At 60.3% G+C, this 24,432-nt stretch carries 20 protein-coding genes; 8 read left to right on the top strand and 12 right to left on the bottom strand.

Annotation, left to right across the window (positions count from 1 at the left end; genetic code table 11):
• The first annotated feature begins 127 nt into the window (after positions 1–127).
• Together ACU680_RS07775 and ACU680_RS07770 are read left to right on the top strand one after the other, a co-directional pair.
• Positions 128–1,831, top strand: coding sequence for a DUF2599 domain-containing protein (locus tag ACU680_RS07775; protein ID WP_448179145.1), 1,704 nt, complete (start codon positions 128–130; stop codon positions 1,829–1,831).
• A gap of 34 nt (positions 1,832–1,865) precedes the next feature.
• Complete coding sequence (locus ACU680_RS07770) at positions 1,866–3,104, top strand: DUF2599 domain-containing protein (RefSeq protein ID WP_448179144.1); 1,239 nt, start codon at positions 1,866–1,868, stop codon at positions 3,102–3,104.
• Positions 3,105–3,274: 170 nt separating this feature from the next.
• Here ACU680_RS07770 and ACU680_RS07765 read toward each other — a convergent pair whose 3' ends face one another.
• The 5 genes from ACU680_RS07765 to ACU680_RS07745 all read right to left on the bottom strand — a co-directional run bounded on the left by ACU680_RS07765 (position 3,275) and on the right by ACU680_RS07745 (position 8,275).
• Positions 3,275–3,976, bottom strand: coding sequence for an ABC transporter ATP-binding protein (locus tag ACU680_RS07765; protein WP_367083507.1), 702 nt, complete (start codon positions 3,974–3,976; stop codon positions 3,275–3,277).
• A complete protein-coding gene (gene livG, locus ACU680_RS07760; protein WP_007969480.1) occupies positions 3,977–4,744 on the bottom strand; it encodes a high-affinity branched-chain amino acid ABC transporter ATP-binding protein LivG in 768 nt (255 codons plus the stop codon).
• Positions 4,741–5,997: a high-affinity branched-chain amino acid ABC transporter permease LivM gene (locus tag ACU680_RS07755; protein ID WP_007969481.1), complete on the bottom strand. Its 1,257-nt coding sequence runs from the start codon at positions 5,995–5,997 to the stop codon at positions 4,741–4,743. The genes livG and ACU680_RS07755 overlap by 4 nt, the downstream gene beginning before the upstream one ends.
• Positions 5,994–6,917, bottom strand: coding sequence for a high-affinity branched-chain amino acid ABC transporter permease LivH (livH, locus tag ACU680_RS07750; protein WP_027614381.1), 924 nt, complete (start codon positions 6,915–6,917; stop codon positions 5,994–5,996). Before livH ends, ACU680_RS07755 begins: the two co-directional genes overlap by 4 nt.
• A 230-nt stretch (positions 6,918–7,147) precedes the next feature.
• A complete protein-coding gene (locus ACU680_RS07745; RefSeq protein ID WP_367083509.1) occupies positions 7,148–8,275 on the bottom strand; it encodes a branched-chain amino acid ABC transporter substrate-binding protein in 1,128 nt (375 codons plus the stop codon).
• A 351-nt stretch (positions 8,276–8,626) separates the two neighbouring features.
• On the opposite strand from ACU680_RS07745, the gene ACU680_RS07740 reads away from it, so the two are divergent.
• Positions 8,627–8,947 (top strand): DUF2288 domain-containing protein, encoded by a 321-nt coding sequence (locus tag ACU680_RS07740; RefSeq protein WP_400759511.1) that lies wholly within the window; start codon positions 8,627–8,629, stop codon positions 8,945–8,947.
• A gap of 304 nt (positions 8,948–9,251) precedes the next feature.
• Here ACU680_RS07740 and ACU680_RS07735 read toward each other — a convergent pair whose 3' ends face one another.
• On the bottom strand, positions 9,252–11,450 hold the full coding sequence (locus ACU680_RS07735; protein ID WP_367083513.1) for a hypothetical protein: 2,199 nt from the start codon (positions 11,448–11,450) through the stop codon (positions 9,252–9,254).
• A 197-nt stretch (positions 11,451–11,647) separates the two neighbouring features.
• Here ACU680_RS07735 and ACU680_RS07730 point away from each other — a divergent pair, with 197 nt between their 5' ends.
• The gene (locus tag ACU680_RS07730) at positions 11,648–12,544 is read left to right on the top strand and encodes an NAD(P)-dependent oxidoreductase (RefSeq protein ID WP_448179143.1); all 897 of its coding nucleotides are present in this window, start codon (positions 11,648–11,650) and stop codon (positions 12,542–12,544) included.
• Here ACU680_RS07730 and ACU680_RS07725 read toward each other — a convergent pair.
• On the bottom strand, positions 12,435–14,717 hold the full coding sequence (locus ACU680_RS07725) for a putative bifunctional diguanylate cyclase/phosphodiesterase (RefSeq protein WP_045121932.1): 2,283 nt from the start codon (positions 14,715–14,717) through the stop codon (positions 12,435–12,437). The genes ACU680_RS07730 and ACU680_RS07725 overlap by 110 nt on opposite strands.
• Positions 14,718–14,864: 147 nt before the next feature.
• On the bottom strand, positions 14,865–15,233 hold the full coding sequence (locus tag ACU680_RS07720; protein WP_007969491.1) for a YkgJ family cysteine cluster protein: 369 nt from the start codon (positions 15,231–15,233) through the stop codon (positions 14,865–14,867).
• Between the two features lie 301 nt (positions 15,234–15,534).
• Here ACU680_RS07720 and ACU680_RS07715 point away from each other — a divergent pair, with 301 nt between their 5' ends.
• Entirely contained in the window at positions 15,535–16,884 is a 1,350-nt protein-coding gene (locus tag ACU680_RS07715) for a spinster family MFS transporter (protein ID WP_367083517.1), read from the top strand.
• Positions 16,885–17,070: 186 nt separating this feature from the next.
• Here the strand turns inward: ACU680_RS07715 and rapA are convergent, their stop codons facing one another.
• Complete coding sequence (gene rapA / locus ACU680_RS07710; protein WP_448179142.1) at positions 17,071–19,917, bottom strand: RNA polymerase-associated protein RapA; 2,847 nt, start codon at positions 19,915–19,917, stop codon at positions 17,071–17,073.
• 251 nt (positions 19,918–20,168) lie between these two features.
• Here rapA and ACU680_RS07705 point away from each other — a divergent pair, with 251 nt between their 5' ends.
• The gene (locus ACU680_RS07705) at positions 20,169–20,510 is read left to right on the top strand and encodes a hypothetical protein (protein WP_003222394.1); all 342 of its coding nucleotides are present in this window, start codon (positions 20,169–20,171) and stop codon (positions 20,508–20,510) included.
• On the opposite strand, the gene ACU680_RS07700 is transcribed toward ACU680_RS07705, so the two are convergent.
• From ACU680_RS07700 to ACU680_RS07690, 3 genes are all read right to left on the bottom strand, one after another.
• A complete protein-coding gene (locus ACU680_RS07700) occupies positions 20,471–21,691 on the bottom strand; it encodes an aminotransferase class V-fold PLP-dependent enzyme (RefSeq protein ID WP_448179141.1) in 1,221 nt (406 codons plus the stop codon). The genes ACU680_RS07705 and ACU680_RS07700 overlap by 40 nt on opposite strands.
• Entirely contained in the window at positions 21,688–22,158 is a 471-nt protein-coding gene (locus tag ACU680_RS07695) for a RidA family protein (protein WP_007969495.1), read from the bottom strand. The genes ACU680_RS07700 and ACU680_RS07695 overlap by 4 nt, the downstream gene beginning before the upstream one ends.
• Positions 22,159–22,246: 88 nt before the next feature.
• Positions 22,247–23,113, bottom strand: coding sequence for a LysR substrate-binding domain-containing protein (locus ACU680_RS07690; RefSeq protein WP_448179140.1), 867 nt, complete (start codon positions 23,111–23,113; stop codon positions 22,247–22,249).
• A gap of 181 nt (positions 23,114–23,294) precedes the next feature.
• On the opposite strand from ACU680_RS07690, the gene ACU680_RS07685 reads away from it, so the two are divergent.
• A complete protein-coding gene (locus ACU680_RS07685; protein ID WP_007969497.1) occupies positions 23,295–23,456 on the top strand; it encodes a hypothetical protein in 162 nt (53 codons plus the stop codon).
• Positions 23,457–23,605: 149 nt separating this feature from the next.
• Positions 23,606–23,719, top strand: coding sequence for a cytochrome c oxidase subunit CcoM (gene ccoM, locus ACU680_RS07680; RefSeq protein WP_003222396.1), 114 nt, complete (start codon positions 23,606–23,608; stop codon positions 23,717–23,719).
• Positions 23,720–24,432 lie beyond the last annotated feature (713 nt).

Here is a 24,432-nt window from a genome sequence, read left to right as displayed (position 1 = left end):
TTCTAAATTCAAAGGCCAGATCAAAAGATCGCAGCCTGCGGCAGCTCCTACAGGGATTTCTGCGGTTGCGCGTCTATAGTCATTGCAACGGCCCCTGTCACAGGCCGATTTACCAGGACGGTATCTCATGACGAAGGAACGCTCAGCCCGCGCTGCGCTATTGCGCACGACTTCCTCTTTTACGCTCGCCTGCACGCTGCCCTTGTTGTTCAGTACGGTTTGCGCGCAGACGCAAGTTGATCCGCTGGACACGCTCAAGCGCATCAACCACAACTACAACACCCTCAAGGACGCTTGCCAGGAACCCGATACCGGTGCTGCGCGCGGGCTGTATTACTGCAGCGGCGTGACCTTGCGCATGGTCAATGACGGGCCGTTCAATCCGTGGGATTACAGCCCTTACGCGATCAAGATTGGCGCGACGTCTTATTCGTGGATTCGCAAGGACTTGAGTACGCGGATTCTGATTCACCCGGCGGGTTTCATCCTGCGCACGCCTACCGATGCGGCGGCGTTGAAGCTGCCGGTCAAGGAACAGGGCTTCACCTGCATCTACGCCTTCGATGGCGGCACCGGACCGGAGCGCAAGTGGTACGGCTGCGGGTTCTTCGACAGCCGCGAACCGCCGCGCGCGGCCCAGGGCACGATGAACAACCGCAATGCCGCGCTGGCCTACGGCACCTGTGCCGAGGCGGGTGTCACCACCGCCGAGCAATGGACGCAGAAATACACCGGGCTGATGAAAGGGCCGATCCAGTACGGCCAGTGTTCGTGGAACGCGGAAAAAACCAGCGACTGGCACGCGATGATCCGCGTGCACGAGTCGCGTCCGAATACCACCAACAAGGATCCCTTTGCCTTCAGTGCCCAGGTCAACGAGTTCATGTTGAAGAACGCCACCGCCACCAACGACGGCAGCGAAAACATGAAGTACATCGACGCCTTCATCTACAACGTCAACAGCACGCAGAACTTCGCCACCCGCGGTGATCAGGCGCCGCCGAAGCCGGAGAACGGCCTGAACAGCGCGCGCAATTTCCAGAAGAAACTCCAGGCTCAGGGCTACAGCGTGCCGATCCTGCGGCTGGATTTCACCAAGCCTGCCGAACAGCGTTTCAGCTATGTCGCCGCCGATCAGGCGATCGCCGAAATGGTGGTGGGTGGCGCCCCGGCGCCCAGATACATTGCTGATGCCGTGTGGATCGAGCGTTACGACCCGGGCAGCAAGAAAAAAGAATGGTCGCTCAAGGTCACACCGACGGCCGAGGGCAAGGCGATACAGGCCAGCAATCAGGACGCCGTTTATCAGGAGTTGTCAGCCCTGCGTGGGGCCGACAGCCAGTGGCGTGATCACGAGAAATCAGCGGGCAGCATGCGTCAGCAATTGAGCTGTCTGGTACAGAACTACCCAGCCAAGACCGAGTGGAATCTGGAACCGTTCCGCCCCGTGGTCAGCCCGCAGGAAGCGGCTAAGGCCGGCTGCAATCCGGTGGCAGCCCCGGCGCCGCAATACATCGCTTCGGCCGACTGGATCAAGCGTTACGACCCCGGCACCCGCAAGGATGAATGGAGCCTGAGCATCGTGCCCACTGCGGCGGGGCGCGCCTTGCCCAATGACCAGCTCGGCGCCTTGTACGAGCAGTTGTTCGCGCTCAAGGGCGCGGACAGCAATTGGCGCGACAACGAAACGGCGGCCGGCAGCATGCGTCAGCAATTGGGCTGCGTGCTGGCCAACTATCGCAACAAGACGCCGTGGAATCTCGAGCCGTTCCGGCCGGCGCTATCGGATGCCGAGACCCGGGCCGCCGGTTGCAACCCGGTTCCGCGTTAAGTGTGTGTGTTGGCTAATCAAGGAGATGCAAGCCATGAACAAACGTCTGAACAGGATCGCCCCGTTGCTCGTGTTGCCGCTGTTGGTGCATGCGACATGGGCCAACGCCGAGTCATGCGACGAGACGCTGAGGAAGGTTGAAAAGCTCTACAACAACACCGTCGACAGTTGCGGTCAGGACCCCGCGTCTGACTGCTCGGGGCTGCTGGTGCGCGGCACGCATCGGGCCGATCCGGCCAAGGGGCAAAAGTGGGACGTGTGGAACCCCAGCCCGAAAGCCGTGGAGCTGGGCACGTTTGCTGCTTCGTTCATGCGCGCCGACGGCATCAGTTATGAAGACCCCGGCATGAGCACGCAGAATGGCTACCTGATTACGCCCCGGGATCTGGTGAAAGACCCCGAGACGCCGGTGCATGTCTATTGCGCGTTTCCCAACGATGCCTGGACCGACTTTCGCAATGATCGCGGCTGCGGTGACAACAAGAATACCGCCCCGACCGAAGCGGTCTGTCAGGCCATGAAACCACCGATCACCACGCCGAACGCCTGGGTCGCGCACTTCACCCAGTACAACAACAATCGTCAGCAGGACCAGTTGCAGTGCGGTTTCAACATGCGCAATCCGATGAGCAGCAAGGAGCGGGTCGACGCCTTCCGCAATTTCATGGGTGCGCGCAAAGTCATCAACAGCCGTGAGTTTCAGACCCAGACCGAGCTACGCCTGGGCAACCCGAAAACCGATGAGCTGCCGATTCTGGCGTTCTTCTACAGCGATCAGCGCGGCTTGAACGACGCGTTGGCCAACCAGAAGGACTACAAGGCCAAGACCGGCAAGGATCGCAACATCATCAAGATCGACTTCCCGAAAACCCCGGTGGCCAAGGCCACATTCTCCTGCATTCAGACTTCGACGCCGACCGCGCCAAAATTCTGCGACAAGTACATCGAGTCCAGCACCTGGGTACAACGCCCCGATCCAAAACTGGGGCCGAAGACCTGGTCGCTTTCGGTGGTACCGACCGCGTGTGGTCGGGCGATCAAGGACGACCAGACCGACCGCATGTTTGCCGAGCTGTACAACAAGCACAAGGACGATCCGCAATGGCGCGAGTACAGCGTCAATGGCGGTTCGTTGCGGCGGCAGATGGTTTGCCATCTGGCGGCAACCTACGAGGGCAAGCCAGTACGCAACAAGCCTGAGTGGAACCTTGAACCGGCGCGTCCGTATGTCGATCAGGCCACCGCCGTAGCTCAACACTGCAACCCGTACTGACGGCACTTCCCTGTAGGAGCTGCCGCAGGCTCGGGCCGCGATCGGACGATCTTTTGACTTTGCCTTTTAAAAGCTAGATCAAAAGATCGCAGCCTGCGGCAGCTCCTACAGGGGATGTGTGAGGTGTAAAAAAAACGGCCCGAAGGCCGTTTTTTATTGGGCGAAAAGCATCAACCGCCGAGGTACGCCTCGCGCACTTTCGGGTCGGTCAGCAGTGCTTCACCGGTGCCTTGCATGACCACGCGGCCGTTCTCCAGAACGTACGCACGGTCAGCGATTTTCAGCGCCTGGTTGGCGTTCTGCTCGACCAGGAACACCGTTACACCGTCCCTGCGCAGCTGTTCGATGATGTCGAAGATCTGCTGGATGATGATTGGTGCCAGGCCCAGCGACGGCTCGTCGAGCAGCAGCAGTTTCGGCTTGCTCATCAGCGCGCGGCCGATGGCGAGCATCTGCTGTTCGCCGCCGGACATGGTGCCGCCGCGCTGGTTGAAGCGTTCTTTCAGGCGCGGGAACAGGCCGAGGACCTTGTCCATCTGCTCCTGATAGTCGCCCTTGTCGGTGAAGAAACCGCCCATGGACAGGTTCTCTTCGACGGTCAGACGGGCAAATACCCGACGACCTTCCGGCACCACCGCGATGCTCTTGCGCATGATCTGCGACGAGTCCTGGCCGACCAGTTCCTCACCCATGTAGCGGATGCTGCCGCTGTGCGCCTGCGGTGAACCGCAGAGCGTCATCAGCAACGTGGACTTGCCGGCACCGTTGGCACCGATCAGGGTCACGATCTCGCCCTGACGGACTTCGACGTTGACGCTGTGCAGGGCCTGGATCTTGCCGTAGAAGGTGGAAACGTTTTCGAACTGCAGCATTTACGCTTCCCCCAGGTAGGCTTTGATCACTTCAGGATTGTCGCGGATCTGTTCCGGCGTGCCATCGGCCAGCGGCGTGCCCTGGTTGATCACGACGATGTGGTCGGAAATGCTCATGACCAGTTTCATGTCGTGTTCGATCAGCAGCACAGTGACGTTGTGCTCTTCACGCAGCACGCTGATCAGCGCCTTGAGGTCTTCGGTTTCCTTCGGGTTCAGACCGGCGGCCGGTTCGTCGAGCATGAGGATCCGCGGGCGGGTCATCATGCAGCGGGCGATTTCCAGACGGCGTTGCTGACCGTAGGCCAGGGTGCCGGCAGTACGGTTGGCGAACTCTTTCAGGTTGACCTTTTCCAGCCAGTATTCGGCATATTCCATGGCCTCGCGTTCGCTCTTGCGGAACGCCGGGGTCTTGAACAGGCCGGACAGGAAGTTGGTGTTCAGGTGACGGTGCTGGGCGATCAACAGGTTCTCGACCGCCGTCATGTCCTTGAACAACCGCACGTTCTGGAAGGTGCGCACCACGCCCTTGAGGGCGATCTTGTGCCCCGGCAGGCCCTGGATCGGTTCGCCGTCGAGCAGGATGCTGCCGCCCGATGGCTGGTAGAAACCGGTCAGGCAGTTGAACACGGTGGTCTTGCCCGCGCCGTTCGGCCCGATCAGCGCCACCACTTGTTTTTCCTTGACGGTCAGGGCCACGCCATTGACCGCGAGCAAGCCGCCGAAGCGCATGCTCAGGTTTTCGACCTTAAGAATCTCGCGGCTCATTTTCGCAACTCCATGTGTGGGCGTTGCATCGGCAGCAGACCTTGTGGACGCCAGATCATCATCAACACCATCAGCGCACCGAACATCAACATCCGGTATTCGCTGAACTCACGCATCATTTCCGGCAACAGGATCATCACCACGGCCGCGAGAATCACGCCCAGCTGCGAGCCCATGCCACCCAGCACGACGATGGCGAGGATGATCGCCGACTCGATGAAGGTGAACGATTCCGGCGTCACCAGACCCTGACGGGCGGCGAAGAAGCTCCCGGCGAAACCGGCGAAGCTCGCACCCAGGGTGAACGCCGACAGCTTGATGATCGTCGGATTCAGGCCCAGTGCACGGCAGGCGATTTCGTCTTCACGCAGCGCTTCCCACGCACGGCCGATCGGCATGCGCAGCAGGCGGTTGATGATGAACAGTGCCGCCAGCGCCAGCAACAGGGCAACCAGGTAGAGGAAGATCACCTTGTTGATCGAGTTGTATTCGAGGCCGAAATATTCGTGGAAGGTTTGCATGCCTTCCGCCGCTTTGCGTTCGAAGGTCAGACCGAAGAACGTCGGTTTCTCGATGTTGCTGATGCCGTTCGGGCCACCGGTGATGTCGGTCAGGTTACGCAGGAACAGACGAATGATTTCGCCGAAACCGAGGGTCACGATCGCCAGATAGTCACCGCGCAGACGCAACACCGGGAAGCCCAGCAGGAAGCCGAACGTCGCCGCCATCAGGCCGGCAATCGGCAGGCAGATCCAGAAGCTCAGGCCGTAGTAGTGCGACAGCAGCGCGTAGCTGTAGGCGCCGACGGCGTAGAAGCCGACGTAACCCAGGTCGAGCAGACCGGCCAGACCGACGACGATGTTCAGGCCAAGGCCGAGCATCACGTAGATCAGGATCAGCGTGGCAATGTCCACTGCACCACGGGAGCCGAAGAACGGCCACACCAGTGCACCGAGGATCAGCGCAATGATGATGTAGCGTTGCGTGGTCGGCAGGGTCAGGAAGTTGCTGGCCTTGGCCGGGATCAGCGGCAGCCCCGGCGAGGATTTCCACGCCTTGCTGATCTGCTGGTTGAACAGCACCCGCAGGAACATCAGCACCGAGCACACGGCGATGGTCGCCAGAATGGCCGGGCTGGTGCCGTGCACTTCAAGGTTGATGCCGACGATGGTCAGTTTCAGACCGAGTACCGGGTAGGCCACGGCCCACACCAGCAAGGCGCTGAACAGCGCCTGTTTAAGATTCCTAGTCATACTTTCTCAACCTCCGGACGGCCCAGAATGCCGGTCGGACGGAACAACAGCACCAGAACCAACAAGCCGAAAGCCACGACGTCCTTGTACTGGTCGCCGAAGATATCGGCGCCAAAGGCTTCCGCCACCCCGAGCACCAGCCCGCCGAGCATCGCGCCGGGGATGCTGCCGATCCCGCCCAGTACCGCAGCGGTGAAGGCCTTGAGGCCGACGAGGAAACCGGCGTTCGGGTTGATCACGCCGTACTGCATGCTCAACAGCACAGCGGCGACGGCTGCCAGCGCAGCACCGATGACGAAGGTCAGGGCGATGATGTTGTTGGTGTTGATGCCCAGCAGGTTGGCCATCTTGATGTCTTCGGCACAGGCGCGGCAGGCACGACCCAGGCGGGAGCGGGAGATGAACAGCGTGAGGCCGAGCATGGCGACCAGGGTCACCACGAACACCACGATTTGCATGTAGGAAATCAGCACTTCATGTGCGCCACCTGGCCCGATGGAGAAGTTGCCGGGGATCAGGTTGGGGATGGATTTGTCCTTGGAGTCTTGCGCGAGCAGAACCGTGTTCTGCAGGAAGATCGACATACCGATCGCGGAAATCAGCGGGATCAGACGGTTGCTGCCGCGCAGGGGGCGGTAGGCGATCCGTTCGATGCTGTAACCGTAGGAACTGGTGACGACGATGCTCGCGATGAACGCGGCGGTCATCAACAGCGGGACGTTGTCGATTCCCATCATGGCCAGCCCGGCGATGGCGATGAACGCCACGTAGGAACCGATCATGTACACCTCGCCGTGGGCGAAGTTGATCATTCCAATGATGCCGTAAACCATCGTATAGCCGATGGCAATCAGGGCATACGTGCTGCCAATGGTCAGGCCATTAACCAGCTGTTGGAAGAAGTGATAGATGTCAGGCATTACAACGCTCCTAAAAACCTGATACGCATTTCACTGGTGGAGTCATTTTCCCGCCCGGCCCCGTGGATCTTTATCCACTTCGAATCCGGGTTTTGCCAGCGAACCGCTGATGACGGTTTTGAGATTTTCAGGTGGGGAGACTGGCGGATCACGCCAGCGCGGCCCATACATTCGTAAAACAAAGCCCACGGCACGCCGTGGGCTTTATTGGCAGTCAGTCAGGGCGCGCCTTACTGAGGCGAAACTTCAGTTTTAGGTTTGCCGAAGTGCCACTCGTAAACCACGAATTTGAAGTCCTTCAGGTCGCCCTTGGCGTCGAAGCTCAGGTCGCCGGTAGGGGTCTTGAAGGTGCCGGCGTGAATGGCTTCGGCCACTTTGGCCGGGTCTTCGGATTTGGCAGCGGCGATACCGCCGGCAATCACTTCAACCGCCGAGTAGGAAGGGAACACGAACGGGCCGCTCGGGTCTTCTTTCTTCGCCTTGAAGGCATCAGCCAGGGCGACGTTGGCCGGATCCTGGTCGAAGGATTTCGGCAGGGTCACCAGCAGGCCTTCGGAAGCGTCCTTGGCGATCTGCGAAATGGAGTCGTTACCCACGCCTTCCGGACCCATGAACTTGGCTTTCAGGCCTTTTTCCTGGGATTGACGCAGGATCAGACCCAGCTCCGGGTGGTAGCCGCCGTAGTAGACGAAGTCGACGTTGGCTTGCTTGAGCTTGGAGATGATCGAGGAGAAGTCCTTGTCGCCGGCGTTGACGCCTTCGAACACGGCGACTTTCACGCCTTTCTTCTCCAGAGTCGCCTTGACTGCGGTAGCGATGCCTTCACCGTATTGCTGCTTGTCGTGCAGTACGGCAACGATTTTCGGCTTCACGTGGTCGGCGATGTAGTTACCGGCGGCAGGGCCCTGGGCGCTGTCCAGACCGATGGTGCGGAAGACCATTTTGTAACCACGGGCGGTGATGTCCGGGCTGGTGGCAGCCGGGGTGATCATCACGACGCCTTCGTCTTCGTAGATGTCCGAAGCAGGCTGGGTGGAGCTGGAGCACAGGTGACCGACCACGAACTTGACGCCGTCGTTGACGACCTTGTTCGCAACCGCTACCGCTTGTTTCGGATCGCACGCGTCATCGTATTCAACGGCTTCGAGTTTCTTGCCGTCGACGCCGCCCTTGGCGTTGATCTGTTCGATGGCCATTTTCGCGCCACTGAACTGCATGTCGCCGTATTGGGCTACAGGACCGGTTTTAGGGCCGGCGATACCGATCTTGATGGTGTCAGCGGCGAACGAATGGCTGGCAACCCCGGCCAGAACCATAGCGGCAAACAGTTTGGAAATCTGCTTAGTAGCCTTAGTCATAGTGCTCCACTCTTACTGTTGTAATTTTTTTGAGTTCTGGCGCCGTAGCAGCAGAACCGGGTCAGATATCTTTGCGATACCCTCCGGAAATGCCCCCGGCAACTGTACCGGTACAGTGTAGAGCGCCGGTTGTTGGCCTGGGAAGCGGGCGCCGAGGGGCAAAACTTGGGGGTGTCGCATTTTTGAATGAAAAAGACAGAATTGCGGCGGGGCATTCGTGGGCATATATCCCAATCACCAGCATTCCTTGGCGTTCCTGCTCTTTTCGTTCGGTGAAGCCATTTGCAACCGGGTTTTTCTGCCGGACCACCGACGTTATCATTCGCGTCGATTTCTTTTCCGGACAGTCCCATGAATCAAGAACCTAGCACCCTCTATGCCAAGCTGCTTGGTGAAACCGCATCTATTACCTGGAAAGAGCTGGAGCCGTTCTTCGCCAAGGGTGCCCTATTGTGGGTCGACCCGGCCCTGGATTTGATCGCCGCCGCCGAGGCCGTGGCCGCGGATGATGGCGAGAAAGTCGCCGCCTGGCTGGCCGAAGACAAGGTCGCCAAGCTGTCTGAAACGCGGGCGCTGGATATTTTCGAGCGTGATCCGCAGCTGTGGGCGGTGGTGGTGAGTCCGTGGATTCTGATCCAGGAAAGGGCGGGCAATTCCAACGTTGCACCTTGATGGTGCGAATGGTTGACCGCGAAAAGTGTGTAGCCGAGTAGCGTGATGGCACGTTGCCGTAGAGAAAGGCCACAAGCGTGGGTGGCCTCACGGTGACGTAAACGTAACGGGAACAGTTTATTGAGCAGCCTGAGGGCTGCTTAATTGTTTCTGGATGTTGGTTTGACTGAAATCTTCAGGACATTTGCGGGCCTCATCGCTGGCAAGCCAGCTCCCACAGGTTTTGTGGTGTTCACAAATAGTTGTGTTCACGCAGATCCTGTGGGAGCTGGCTTGCCAGCGATAGGCGCTACTCGGTTGCGGATCAGACCGAGTAAGTCTTCCCGGTATGGTTATTCAGGGAAATAACCTTGGTCTTGCCGATCCGGTGACGGTAGATCTCGCGCAGGTACTTGATCGACTTCTTCACGCAATCGCGCGACAGGCGAATGTCGTTGATCGAGACGAACTTGTCTTTGTCGTTGATCAGCTCGCGGTACTTCTTCTCGTACATCGGTTTGATCGCGTACCAGTTGGTGTCGAGGATCTTCGCCGGATTTTCGAACTCGTTGAGCAAGTCGTCGATGCGGTCTTCGTCGAAGTCCTCATTAATGATGAAGTCGAGGATCGAGTTGTCCAGGGTTTCGTCGAAACGGTACGGGGTCTTGGCGAAGCAGCGCTTGATGAACGCCACGATCAGGGTCAGGAAGTCGTCCGACAGACACGGGCTCTTGGCGATCAGGGTGGTCAGCGACAGGTTGGCCGAGGCGCCGATCACCAGCGCATAGCGCTTGAGCGTGGTGTTGGGGAACAGGCTGTTGAGGTGAGTCTTCAACCGGTTCAGATCCATGTACGACAGCTTGTAGTCCTTCGGCAGGGAGACGATCGAGACCACCGACGAGCAGTTCTTGAAGAAGTGCAGGTCGTGCAGCGCCGCGGCGTCGTAGCCGGAATTCTTGTACTGCTCGAGCGAGGCGCGATAGCGCTTGGATTCGATCGGCAGCAGGCTGATGCCCTCGATGGCCTGGGTGACCTTGTTGAAGTGCGGCAGGTCGATCGAGCGGAAGAACAGGTCGTCGATGTTCAGACGCTGCGGCTCTTTGTCGAACACCTTGAACTTGTCGCTGCTCGGCGGCGGGGTTTCCGGTACCACTGATTCGGCGTAGGCAATCGCCACCGGGCCGGCCAGGCTCATGAACAAGTCGTTGGCATCGAGGCGAATGGTTTCGCCGATGTCGATGCCGGCGCGACGGAAGTAGTTCTGGTCGTAGTCGGTGGTCACCGCCTGCGCCGTCAGAATGTTGAAGATCTGCTGCGAGATGTACTGGTTGGCGTGCTTCTCCATCGCATTGACATCAATGTTCTGGATGTTGCCGTCATCGCTTTCTTCGGCGTAACGCATGATGTCGTTGGAGATCAGCATCATCGCGTTCCATGGACGGATACGGCCCATGACGCTGGCTTCGCTGCTGTCTTCGTTGGCGAAGTTGTAGGAGAAATCCCATTCCTCCGACAGGTATTTGCACAGCAGGCGTCCGGCGTTGATGTGCAGCGCCTCGGACATTTCACTGCGGTGGTCGGAAATGTTCGGCAGCACGCAGATGCCGCTGGTGAAGATCGGCTCGAACACGAACGAATGCCCGCTCTTGCCGTCATGCTCGTCCATCGGCTTGGTGTCGAACGTCTTGTTCATGTACGAGTGCTGCTGGGCCAGGCCGAACTCCGAAGCCATGCCCGAACCGGTACCGCCGCCGGCACTGAAGATCGAAAAGTACAGGCGCGACTGGTTGGCCTTGATGCCGCAGCTGTCGATCAGGTACGAGTGGATCATTTTCCAGTCGGGGCTGGAGAAGCGCTGGGTGTCCTTGTTGAGGATGATCTTCGCCAGATACTGACCGAGGATCGGCGCGTTACCGGCGCCACCGGCGTGGACTTCGGACAAGTCCATGATCTTCATTTTGCTGTAGTCGCGCAGGAAGCCGCTTTTCTCGCCCTTGCGCGAGAAACGAATGCGCCCGGCGATGTCCTTGTCGAGGTCGCCGAGCATCACCAGCGGTTCGACCAGGAACACCGGTTTGCTCGATTTGTTCGGGCCGATCCGCAGATTCTGCTTGATCCACTGCGCCGGGCTGTAGCCCTTGTCGGCCAGACGCCGATCCGCCGCACGGTCTTCGTTGTTGAATTCGTTGAGGTAGAACTTGCGCGCGTTGTACACCAGCTCCGCAACATCGAGGGCGATGTTCGAGCCGCAGCGACCGAGGCCGATCAGGCACACCGAGGGAAATTCCTGGTCGTTGTGCTGTTCGTTGTCGCCTTCCAGGTGCGGCGGGCGCGGGAACACCAGATCGCGCAGCCCGTCGAGATTGTCGAGGATGCGGTCGGTGTTGGTTTCGGTGTAGTACAGATATTGCTGAGTGCCCAGCGGGCGCGAAGGAGGCAATGGCTTCATCGGAGCCGGGCTGTTCGCCGCAGGGCTCAGGGTCAGATCGGATACCGCAGTGGCCGGATTGTTTTTAGAAGTCATTGTGCGCCATATACCTGGACAGGGTTGGCTCGGCGACCGTTGTCATCGAGCCTCACGGAAAGAGGATCTCGCGTCTTTGACTGCGCGTATTTGGCCCGGGCGTCAGGGGCTTGGCCTGATCGTCGCGCGGGGGAATCCTTTCCTGATCGTTCATGAATCGGCCATTATTCAGTGATCTTTAATCGAAAAGAGGCAAAATGATGTCAACGCTACCTTCGTTGGGCTTTGCCGGAATCGGCCTGATGGGCCTGCCGATGTGCCGTCGTCTGCTGGCGGCGGGTTATCCGCTGACCGTGTGGAACCGCAATCCGGCCAAGTGCGCGCCGCTGGTCGAAGCCGGCGCCCGGCAGGTGGCGAGTCCCGCTGAATTGTGTGACCACGCGGACATGGTGATGCTTTGCCTGGCCGACACGGCAGTGGTGCGCGAGGTGGTGTTTGGCGCCGGGGGTGTGGCTGAAGGTGCGAAAAACGGCCAGTTGCTGGTGGACTTTTCCAGCCTCGAACCGACCGCTACCCGCGAGATGGCCACCGAGTTGGCCGACAAGACCGGGATGAGCTGGCTCGATTCACCGGTGTCCGGCGGCGTGGTGGGTGCCGAGGCCGGCAGTCTGGCAATCATGGTCGGCGGTGCAGCATTGGATCTGGATCGGGTGCGCCCGGTGCTGCTCAACCTCGGTCAACGGGTCACGCACATGGGCGGCATTGGCGCCGGGCAAGTGACCAAGGCCTGCAACCAGATGATCGTCGCCTGCAATGCGCTGGTGATCGCCGAAGTGGTGGCGCTGGCCGAGCAGTCCGGCGTCGATGCGCGCCTGATCGCCGAGGCGCTGGCCGGTGGGTTTGCCGATTCGAAACCGTTGCAGATCCTCGCGCCGCAAATGGCCGAGAGCCGTTTTCAACCGGTGAAATGGCACGTGCGCACGCTGCTCAAAGACCTCGATACCGCAGTGAAATTCTCCCGCGAACAAGGCTCGGCCACGCCGATCAGCGGATTGGCCGCACAATTGATGCGCCTGCATGGGGCGCAGGGCTTTTTGCAGAAGGATCCAGCGACACTGGTACAAATGTACCGCGCGCCAGACTCAACGGATTGACCGCATGCGAGTGTTTACGCTGATTGATTTCTTCCAGCACCGGGCGTAACTCGTCCAGCGGCACCGGACGGCTGAGCAGGTAGCCCTGAATGAAATCGCAGCCCGAGCGCTCAAGGAATTCGTACTGCTCCAGGCTTTCCACGCCTTCGGTCACCACCTGCAGATGCAGGGTGTGGGCCATGACGATGATCGCCTGGACGATCTCCATGTCGGCGGTTGCCTTGGGGATGTCGAGGATGAACGAACGGTCGATCTTCAGTGTGTTGAGCGGCAGGCGCTTGAGGTAGGCCAGCGATGAATAACCGGTGCCGAAGTCGTCGATTGACAGCGACACCCCGAGGGCGCGGATCTGCCGCAGCAACACCAGGGTGTTGGCGATGTTGCCCATCAGCGCATTTTCGGTGACTTCCAGTTCCAGGCGTTCCGGCGCGACGCCAGCGGTGCGCAGCGCATTTTCGATTTCATCGGCGAGTTCTTCCCGGGCAAGGTTGAGCGGCGAGCAGTTCCAGGCGATTTTCAGTTCGTCGCAGCCGTGGCGCGTCAGTTCGCCAAGGTCGGTGCAGGCCCGGCGCAGCACCCAGTTATCCAGTTCGGCAATCAGGCCGTTGGTTTCGGCAATCGCGATGAAACGATCCGGGGCCAGCAAGCCATGCACCGGGTGCTGCCAGCGAATCAGCGCTTCGAGTTTGGTCACTCGACCGGTTTTCAGTTCGAAAATCGGCTGGTAGTAGAGCATCAGCCCGTTTTCTTCGCGCAGGGCGTGGCGCAGTTCTTCTTCCAGTTGCAGTTCGAGGCTGGCGCGAGTCTTCATGTTGGAACTGAAAAAATGCAGGCCGTTACGCCCGGCGCCCTTGGATTGATAGAGCGCCAGATCCGCGTGCTTGAGCAGTTCTTCGCAGGTGGTGCCGTCGTCGGGAAACAGGCTGATGCCGATGCTGGTGGTCATCACCATACGCCGTCCGGCCAGTTCGATCGGCTCCTTCATTTTCAGCATGATCCGTTGCGCCATGTTGCGCGCTTCTTCGCGGTCATGCAGGCCGATCAGGATGCAGAACTCGTCGCCGCCGAAGCGCGCAACCACGTCTTCATGGCTGCGCACCGAACCTTTGATGTGATTGGCGATGACTTTGAGCAGGGCGTCACCGGCGTCATGGCCGAGGCTGTCGTTGATCCTTTTGAAGTGGTCGATGTCGAGAAACATCACCGCGAGCATGCCGCCTTCGCTGGTTTTCTGGTTGAGTTTTTCGGCGAAGATCTGGTTGAAACCGCGGCGGTTGATCAGGTTGGTCAGTGCGTCGTAATTGGCCACTTGCTGCAGTGACATGCGCGCCTGATCGAGCTGGCCGAGCAGGGCGTTGACCCGGCGCAGGTCGTGCTCCTTGTTCTGCAGTTTCTTGTCGGCGAGTGCCGCACTGATCGCGCTGCCGAGAATCAGCAGGATGATCAGCGCGACCGTCAGACCCAGTTGCAGATGGCTGGTTTCGCTCGCCATGGTCGGCGCGGTGCCTTCGGGCAATACCAGATGCAACGCGGCCATGCCGGTGAAATGCATGCTGATGATGCCGGCGCCGAGGATGACTGCGGCGGTGTATTTGAGCAATTGATGAAAACGCCCGCTGCCTTCACGCAGATAACCGGCGACCCACAGTGCGGCGAAGCTGGCGCCGATGGCAATCACGATCGACAGGCAGAACAGCAGTGGCTGATAGTAGGCAGTGGCCGCCGAGTGCATCGCCGCCATGCCAACGTAATGCATGCCGGCGATGCCCAGGCCAATGACGATCGCGGTTTTCAGGTAGTGCACCAGGCTGGGTTGCGGCTCACTCAAGGTGTGCATCGCCAGCCACGAGGCGAGCAGGGCGATCAGCAGGGAGAACAGGGTAATCGCCAGATCGTAGTGGACTTCGATCGGCGCCTGGAATGCGAGCATGGCAATGAAATGCATGGCCCAGATGCCGCCGGCCAGGCACGAGGCGCCGATCCAGCGCCACACTCGTTGCGAGCCCGGGTCTTCGGCATGCCCGACCCGCTCGGCCATGTCGAGGGTGGCAAAACTCGCGGCGCAGGCGACCAGATAGGCCACCAGCACCAGCAAGGGATTATGGGTGCAATCGAGAATGACCTGCCCGCTCTCCGGCAGCTCGGTAACAAACTGCAAACCAAGCCACTCCATAGCATCCCCGTCTGTGAAGTCGTCCCTGCTGCGTCAGCAACGCAGGCGAATGAGAGGAGTATAGAGGCGGTTTTTGCCATGCAAGCGGTAGTGGCACATTGGCGCCAACGATTTCGGCATGAGCTTTATAGCGATTGGCGCTAAATCTCAGGCGCTTTGCTCGTAAGGGATCTGATTCCAGTCAGGCTCAAGCGGCGGCAAGCCGAAGCGGGCGCGCGCCTTGTCGCAATCGACATTCTGTTCGCCGTTTTCCCAGGACGACTCGAATTCGCGGCAGGGGCTGGAACGCTGTTCGTAAATCGAGCACTGCACCTGGCTGCCCACCTCGCCGACCAACGCCGTACACCGCGGCGATTTGCAGTCGGTGCCGTTCATTGCCACCCGACTGGGGCTGATCTGGGTGACCAGTTCATCGGGCACCGTTCCGCCGGAGGAGGCGCATTCACCCCAGAAAAAAGACACGCGAAAATGGGAACAGCAGGCACCGCAATTCAGACACGGACTGACTTCGGACATTGGGAGGGCATCAAAGGGGTTGATCGGCGAATCCGGACGGATCCGGCGGCTATTCTAGGCTTCGCCAAGAACTTGGGAAGGGGGGCGCGAAAGTATTTTTTTGTGGCAGGATTTTGCTGCAAAACCCCCGGTTTATAGGGGATTGCTGCGTTATCAAGGGCTTACGTTTCTTTACAGTGCCATGGCTCATTATCAGGCTGACGAATGATCACAGACAGCCCTGGTCCGCCTGTCTAGATTGCAGGTTCCGGGCTCGGATGCGTCGGCAGTGAAGCCCTCATAACAATAAAGAGACGGACCCATGCAGAACTCGACCCAAGCGGCGAATGCCTGGCGCATTCTGTTCCTGTTGTTCCTTGCCAACCTGTTCAATTTCTTCGACCGCACCATTCCGGCGATCATCATCGAGCCGATCCGCATGGAATGGCACCTCAGCGACTTTCAACTGGGGATCGTCGGCACTGCGTTCACCCTGGTTTATGCGATCGCCGGCCTGCCGTTGGGACGCATGGCCGATACCGGTTCGCGCAGCAAACTGATGGGCTGGGGTCTGGCGACCTGGAGCGCGCTGACGGCGGTCAACGGTCTGGTCGGCAGCTTCTGGAGTTTTCTGCTGGTGCGCATGGGCATCGGTATTGGCGAGGCCAGTTATGCACCGGCGGCCAACTCGCTGATCGGTGACCTGTTCCCGGCGCACCGTCGGGCGCGGGCCATGGGTATTTTCATGCTCGGCCTGCCGTTGGGCCTGCTGTTGGCGTTCTTCACCATCGGCGCGATGGTCAAGGCCTTCGACAGCTGGCGCGCGCCGTTCTTTATCGCGGCGGTGCCGGGGCTGATCCTCGCGGTGTTCATGTTCTTCATCAAGGAGCCGAAACGCGGTGCGGCGGAAACCGTCCAGGTCTCGCAGGAAAGAGTCGACAAGCCGATCCGCCGGGTGCTCGCGGTGCCGACATTCTTGTGGCTGGTGATGGCCGGTTTGTGCTTCAACTTCGCCACCTATGCCTGCAACTCGTTCCTGGTGCCGATGCTGCAGCGCTACTTCCTGATGCCGTTGCAGGATGCGGCGGTGGCGACCGGGGTGATTGTCGGTATCACCGGGCTGATCGGCCTGACCCTCGGCGGCTGGATCGCCGACAAGATTCATCAGCGGGTCGCCAACGGGCGGCTGCTGTTTGCCGGCTTCAGTCTGATCATCTCGACCCTGTGCACGGCGTGGGCGCTGCATGCCGGACGGGTCGAGATCGGCGTGTTCGTTGCGGTGTTCAGCGTCGGCTGGCTGTTTGCCTATAACTTCTATACCTGCGTGTACACGGCGATTCAGGACGTGGTCGAACCGCGCCTGCGGGCCACGGCGATGGCGCTGTTCTTTGCCGGGTTGTACCTGCTCGGCGGCGGCTTGGGGCCGGTGGTGGTGGGAGCCTTGTCCGATCACTTTGCCAAATCGGCGATGCTCTCGGCAGGCGCCGAACAGATGACCGAGGCGTTCAAGGCTGTGGGGCTGCATGATGCGATGTACCTGATTCCGGTGGCGCTGTTCTTCACCATGGTGTTTCTGTTTCTGGCAGCGCGGTGTTTTGTGCGGGATGCGCAGCGGATGAGGGAGGGGTTGGTGGCTGTGGTTGAGCCTGATGTTTCTGTGGCGACGGCATGATTGCTATCGCTGGCAAGCCAGCTCCCACAGTGACCGAGTCATACGCATAATTTGTAAACACTCCAAACCCTGTGGGAGCTGGCTTGCCAGCGATAAGGCCATCAGCATCAGCCGATAAATACCAGACAAACAAAAAGGCCCGCATCGCTGCGGGCCTTTTCATTTATAGCATTGGAGCAGGGCGCTTTAACCCGCCACCAACACCCGGATCGCTTCCAGACGCAGTGCCGCTTTATCCAGCATCGCCAGGCCCAGTTCACGCTGCTTGCGCAACGCATCCAGTTCGCTGTCGCGTACGGTCGGGTTGACCGCTTGCAACGCGGTCAGGCGCGCCAGTTCTTCTTCGGTGTCCGCCGCCAGACGACGACGGGCCTCGGCCACGCGCTCGGCGTGACGTGGGGTGATCTTGTCTTCACCGGCGTTGATCCGTGGCGTCAGCTGATCGCGTTGGGCCTGGATGAACTTGTTGGCGCTGGCGCGTGGCACGCTTTCCAGTTGATCGTTCAAGGTTTCGAACGAGACGCGGGCCGACAGATCGTTGCCGTTGGCGTCGAGCAGGCAGCGCAGGGCGGCCGGTGGCAGGTAGCGGCCCAGTTGCAGCGAACGCGGGGCCACCACTTCGCTGACGTAGAGCAGTTCCAGCAGCACGGTGCCCGGTTTCAGCGCCTTGTTCTTGATCAGCGCGACGGCGGTATTACCCATCGAACCGGACAGCACCAGGTCCATGCCGCCCTGCACCATCGGGTGTTCCCAGGTGATGAACTGCATGTCTTCGCGCGACAGCGCCTGGTTGCGGTCGTAGGTGATGGTCACGCCTTCGTCGTCGCCCAGCGGGAAGCTGGCGTCGAGCATCTTCTCGCTCGGCTTGAGGATCAGGGCGTTTTCCGAGTGGTCTTCGCTGTCGATACCGAACGCGTCGAACAGGGTTTCCATGTAGATCGGCAGGGCGAACTGGTCGTCCTGCTCAAGGATCGCCTCGACCAGCGCGTCACCTTCGCCAGCACCGCCGGAGTTGAGTTCCAGCAGACGGTCGCGACCGGTGTGCAGCTCTTGCTCCAGACGCTCGCGCTCGGTGCGCGCCTCGTCGATCAGGGCTTGCCACTCGCCGTCGTCGGCCTCTTCCAGCAGCGGCAGCAGGCGCGGGCCGAACTGGTGCTGCAAGGCGTTGCCAGTCGGGCAGGTATTGAGGAAGGCGTTCAGCGCTTCGTGGTACCACTGGAACAGACGCTCTTGCGGGCTGGTTTCCAGGTACGGCACGTGCAGTTCGATGATGTGCTTCTGACCGATTCGGTCGAGACGCCCGATACGCTGCTCGAGCAGATCCGGGTGCGATGGCAGATCGAACAGCACCAGGTGGTGAGCGAACTGGAAGTTGCGACCTTCACTGCCGATTTCCGAGCAGATCAGCACTTGCGCGCCAAATTCTTCGTCGGCGAAGTAGGCGGCGGCGCGGTCACGCTCGAGGATGTTCATGCCTTCGTGGAACACCGTGGCCGGAATGCCGGAACGCACGCGCAGAGCGTCTTCCAGGTCCATCGCGGTTTCGGCGTGGGCGCAGATCACCAGCACTTTGGTGCGCTTGAGCATTTTCAGCTGATCGATCAGCCACTCGACGCGCGGGTCGAATTTCCACCAGCGTTCTTCTTCGCTGGCGTCCGGCTGGGCCTGGAAGCTGACTTCCGGGTACAGCTCGGCGTGATCGCCCAGCGGCAGTTCGAGGTATTCGTCCGGGCATGGCAGCGGGTACGGGTGCAGTTTGCGCTCGGGGAAACCCTGCACCGCGGCGCGGGTGTTACGGAACAGCACGCGGCCGGTGCCGTGGCGGTCGAGCAGCTCGCGCACCAGGCGGGCGCTGGCTTCGGTATCGCCATCGTTGACCGCGGTCAACAGGGCTTCGCCTTCGTTGCCGAGGAAACCGTGGATGGTCTTGTGCGCTTCCGGCGACAAGCGTCCCTTGTCGAGCAGTTCCTGAACGGCTTCGGCCACCGGGCGATAGTTCTCGCTCTCGGCGCGGAACGCGGCCAGGTCATGGAAACGGTTCGGGTCGAGCAGGCGCAGACGGGCGAAGTGGCTGTCCTGACCGAGCTGTTCCGGGGTCGCGGTGAGCAGCAGCACGCCGGGAATCACTTCAGCCAGTTGTTCGACCAGCGAATACTCGGGGCTGGCCTTGTCTTCGTGCCACACCAGGTGGTGGGCTTCGTCGACCACCATCAGGTCCCAGCCGGCGGCGAACAAGGCGTCCTGCGCCTTCTCGTCTTCGACCAGCCACTCCAGGGCAACCAATGCCAGCTGGGTGTCTTCGAACGGGTTGGTGGCATCGCTTTCGATGAAGCGTTCTTCGTCGAACAGCGCCACCTGCAGGTTGAAACGGCGGCGCATTTCCACCAGCCACTGGTGCTGGAGGTTTTCCGGAACCAGGATCAGCACGCGATTGGCGCGGCCCGAGAGCAACTGGCGATGGATCACCAGACCGGCTTCGATGGTTTTCCCCAGACCCACTTCGTCCGCCAGCAGAACCCGTGGTGCAATACGGTCGGCGACTTCACGGGCAATGTGCAATTGGTGCGCGATCGGTTGCGCACGCACGCCGCCCAGGCCCCAGAGCGAGGACTGCAACTGGCGGCTGGTGTGTTCCAGGGTGTTGTAGCGCAGGGAGAACCACGACAGCGGGTCGATCTGCCCGGCGAACAGACGGTCGCTGGCCAGACGGAACTGAATGAAGTTCGACAGCTGGGTTTCCGGCAGGGTGACGGCTTCGTTCTGCCCGTTGAGACCGTGATAGACCATCAGTCCGTCGACGTCGTCGACTTCACGGACGGTCATCTTCCAGCCTTCGAAGTGCGTAATGGTGTCACCCGGCGAGAACCGCACGCGGGTGAGGGGCGCATTCCGTAGCGCGTACTGGCGGGTTTCGCCAGTGGCCGGGTAAAGCACGGTCAACAAGCGGCCGTCCTGTGCCAGAACGGTGCCTAAACCAAGCTCTGCTTCGCTGTCACTGATCCAGCGTTGCCCCGGTTGATACTGCTGCGCCATGCTGCCTGACTCCCACCTTGAAAAAGCGGGCTATCTTAACGGAATGCAGGCTTCAGGGCCAAAGATTACTGGGTAGGAGCTGCCGCAGGCTGCGATATTTTGATCTTCGGGAACGCTTGCGTTCTACGGTGTTCCATTAAAGATCGCAGCCTGCGGCAGCTCCTACAGTGCCAACCCGGTCACAAGTTTGCGACCAGTGGCTCAAGGCGCCTTTGCCGCAGCCGATAGCCTGCTGACAGGAGACCCTATATATGCTGCCACCGATGCTCCCCCTGAGCGCTGTGCCGATCACTTCCCAGCAGGATCCGATTCGCCAGCGGCCGGACATTCCTCCGGTGGTGCCGGTGCAGGAAAGCTCCAACGAAAGCACGATCGACCTGCAAAAACGCGACCCGGAAGAGGATCGCCTGCTGGCGCGCGAAGAACAGCGTCGCCAGCAGGAGCGTGATCGTCGCCGGCGCGAAGCCGACGAAGACCCCGAAGAGCATCTGGCCGTGCCGGGCACCGAGCTGAATGCCGACAACACCGTACCGGTGGTGCCGTTGATGGAAGATCAGCCGCGCCAGGGCTTGTGGGTCGATATCGAGATCTGAGGCGAGGCCGCCAGTTCGCCCAGATTGTCCAGCAACGCCTCGATTTCCTCTTCAGTGTTGAGATAACTCACCGCCACCCGCGCCAGGCTTTCGAGCCCGCGGGCCTGCATGTCGAGGGGCGTGTAGGCCACGCCGTTGGCGCCGATGTTGATTCGCCGTGCAGCCAGCGCCTGCTTCAGTTCGACACAATCCCAGCCTTCCAGGGTGAAGGCGATCAGCCCGGACTGTTGGTCCGCCGGACCGAGATTGCGCAGGGTCAGGCCGGGAATGCTCGGCAGGCGTTGGCGCAGATGATCGCTCAAGCGCTGGATGCGTTGGCGAATCGCCCCTGCGCCGATCCGATTGTGTTCTTCCAGCGCATTGGCCAGCCCGGCCAGCAGGGCCAGCGACACTTCACTGGTTTCAAAACGGCGCGCATCATCGCGCAGGGTGAAGCGCCGGCCATCCCATGGCGCTGACAACACATCGCGTTGCTGCGGCAACAGCCGTTGCAGAAACTCCTTCCGGATGTACATCAATGCCGTACCGCGCGGGCCGCGCAAAAACTTGCGCCCGGCGCCCTTGAGCACATCGCACTGCAAGGCCTGGACGTCGCAGGGCAACTGCCCCAGCGCCTGACCGGCGTCGATGAAGTAGGGGACTCCATGTTGTCGAGCGACCTGGCCGATCCGCTCGGCGGGGTTGATCAGGCCACCATTGGCCGGCAGCCAGGTCAGGGCGATCAGGCGCACATTGCGGTCGATCATCCGCGCGAGCGCTTGTGGATCGACAGCGCCATCGGCATCGCACGGGATCACCTGCAGTCGCGCACCGGACTTTACCGCTTCAGCCATGCACGCCAGATTACCGGCCCATTCGTGACGTCCGACAAGGATCCGCTCGCCGGGTTGCCATGGCCCCAGCGCATTGAACGCCTGACTCCATGCCGCCGAGCCGCTGCTGGCGAAGGCGATGTCTTCAGGGGGCGCATTGAGCAGTGTCGCGGCGGCGCTGCGTGCTCTGTGCTGCAGTTGAGTATCAGCGGCCTCCATCGGGCCGCCGAGCGCTTCGCGTTGCAACTGCTCGATGATTGCATCGAGGGTTGCCTGGCTCGGCAAGGAGGCACCCGCATGGTTGAAGTGAATGATCCGGGCGCAGCCGGGCGTGGCCGCTCGCAGATATTCGACGGCCTCGGCATTCACGGGAGCAGCTCGAAAATCGCATCGACTTCAACCGCCACACCGCTCGGCAGACTGCACACACCCACAGCGGTACGGACATGCCTGCCCTTTTCACCGAGTGCGTTGACCAGCAGATTCGAAGCACCGTTGGCCACAGCGCCCTGGCGTTGAAAGTCGGGCGTGGTGGCGATAAAAACGCCGAGTCGCAGGATACGTCCCAGCCTGGACAAATCATCGCCCAAGGCATCACCCAATTGCGCGAGCAGGCCCAAGGCCGCCAGTTCGGCAGCCTTGATCCCTTCCTCTTCGCTGATGGCTTCACCCAGGCGCCCGATGAAGGCCGGTTTGCCGTCAATCAACGGAATTTGTCCGGAGATGTACAGGCGGTTTTGAGTGCCGACCTGATTGACGTAATTGGCGATGGGCTGGCTGGGAGGCGGAAGTTGCAGCCCGAGTTGTTCAACGCGCTTGCTGAGCAGATCTGTCATGTTGAGTCCTCCTGAGTGAGGGCATCAGCATGTTGAAGCGACGGATCACCGACAAACGGATAGATCTAATCCGATGTATCGAAATCGCTCATGGGTGGGCCTTTGCATCCAGCCATTGGCTGAAACTCTGCACGTCTGCCTCGGGCGGGCGCTGGGGAGTGACCAGCCAATAACCGATTTCGCCGTGCAACGGCGGCGTGTCAAAGGCCGGGACCAGCGAGCCCTCCTTGAGCCGGCGTTCGATCAGGCATTGGCGGCCCATGGCGATGCCCTGACCGGCGACCGCCGCCTCGACGACGATGTTGTAGTCATGGAGCATCACGCTGGGGACGTGGCTCAGATCGATGCCGCTGTGCTGATACCAGTCTGTCCATTCGAAAGGCTGGTGCGACTTGGCCATCAGCAACGGACCGTTTTTCATGCCATTGGCTTTGAAGTCCGGGCTGCATACCGGGGTCAGGATTTCGCTCATGAAGCGTCGGGCCAGGACTTTCGGCCAGCCACCCTTGCCATAGCGGATCGCCAGATCCACCTCGCCGCCAGCGACATCGGCCAGTTGCACGGAGGGCAGCAGTTCGACGTGGATGTGTGGGTTTTTCGTGCTGAAATCCGCCAGTCGCGGTGCCAGCCATAAAGTGGCGAACGAGGCGAGCAGGCCAATGCGCAAGGTGCTTGGCTGCTCACCGCGCAGTGGCCGGGTGGCGGCAGCGATGGCGGCGAGGGCAGGTTCGATTTGCTGGTAGTACGCTTGCCCGGCCGGCGTCAGATCGATGGCCCGGGTGCGTCGGACAAACAGGCGCAGGCGGAGAAATTCTTCGAGTTTTTGCACCTGATGACTGACCGCACTCTGGGTCACTGACAACTCGTCGGCAGCCTTGATGAAACTCAAATGGCGGGCCACGGCTTCAAAGGCGCGCAGGGCCATCAGCGGTGGCAGGTCCTGATGCAGGGGCACGGCAAACATCCTTGGGGTTCGCGGCAAAGCGCAGATTGTGCGGTGAAAACCGTCATGCGGTACATCAATTGTTCCAGGTCGCCAGCGTCGACGGCTGGTCAGGCTCGGCGCCAGGCGGCATTATTGGCGCAGTCCTGCCTTTGATGCGGCAGTTGTGATTCTTCTAAGTGATGCTCCCGCCATGAGCCAAGACGACAAACTGATCGACCTCAGCACCGAACGCGCCAAGCGTGTGCATGACCTCAATGAGAAGCGCCTGAACGAAGTGCGCAAGGCCTTCGAGCAGGCGATGCCGTTGGGAAAAGTAAAGAAAAAGTCGAAAAACAAGCCGAAAAAGCGTTGATCTCCCCCCTGCATCCTTTGATGCAGGTCAGTTATTTTCCCGCCTTTGCCTTCTGTGTTGACCGGACTTGATCCTGGTCAATTTCTGCGCCTGCGTGATTGGTTAACTTAGCTCCATCGCAGCAAAGCAGGGGCCAGGAGGCCACAGTCATGTTTTTCGATAACGTGGTGTTTGCCGGGGTTCTGACCGTAGGTCTCATGGTTCTGTTTTTTGCAGGGTTTGGATTTTTTATCTGGAAGGATGCGAATAAGCGCAAGAAGTAGGTCTTTCCAGGTTTGATGAGCACGCAAGGCATTTTGGGGCGACTTCGGTTGCCCTTTTTTTTGTGTCTTGGCGGCCTTTGGGCCGACCAGACTTTGGGTGTGCTTTGTGAATATCCGTTGCTGCGGTAACGGCGGCTTAGGGTTCCGCCCTTACGGCGGGTCACTTTTGACAAACGCCTCAAAAGTAACCAAAAAGGCTTTACCCTGACGTTCGGCCCTCGCTTAGGCTCGGGTTCCTTCGCTGCGGGATTCATCCGGGGGGCAGCGCCTACGGTTTGCTTCGCTGCACCTCCTCTCGCTGTGTTTGGCTGCGCCAAACGGTCGCTGCGCTCCCACCCACGGATAAATCCCTCCACTCAGCCTGCCGACGGGCCTTGAGATCAAAAGCGGTACTCGAGCTAACGCTCATTGTGTTGAGTGGGGCGGCTTCGCCGCATGGGGTGCACGCTCTCTAAATTGTAGGAGCCAGCCTGCTGGCGATGGCGGCCTACGAGCCGACCAGTCTCTAACTGACTACACCCCATCCAAATGTGGGAGCGAGCTTGCTCGCGAAGGCGGCCTTCCAGCCGACCAGTCTCTAACTGAAAACACCCAATCCCCTGTAGGAACTGCCGAAGGCTGTGATCTTTTGATCTGCTTTGGCTTTGGCTTTGGCTTTGGCTTTGGCTTTGGCTTTGGCTTTGGCTTTGGCTTTGGCTTTGGCTTTGGCTTTG

The organism is Pseudomonas sp. LF020, assembly GCF_053456425.1.
The sequence above is the reverse complement of the archived record's forward strand: the minus strand, read 5'-3'. Positions and strand labels throughout refer to the sequence as shown.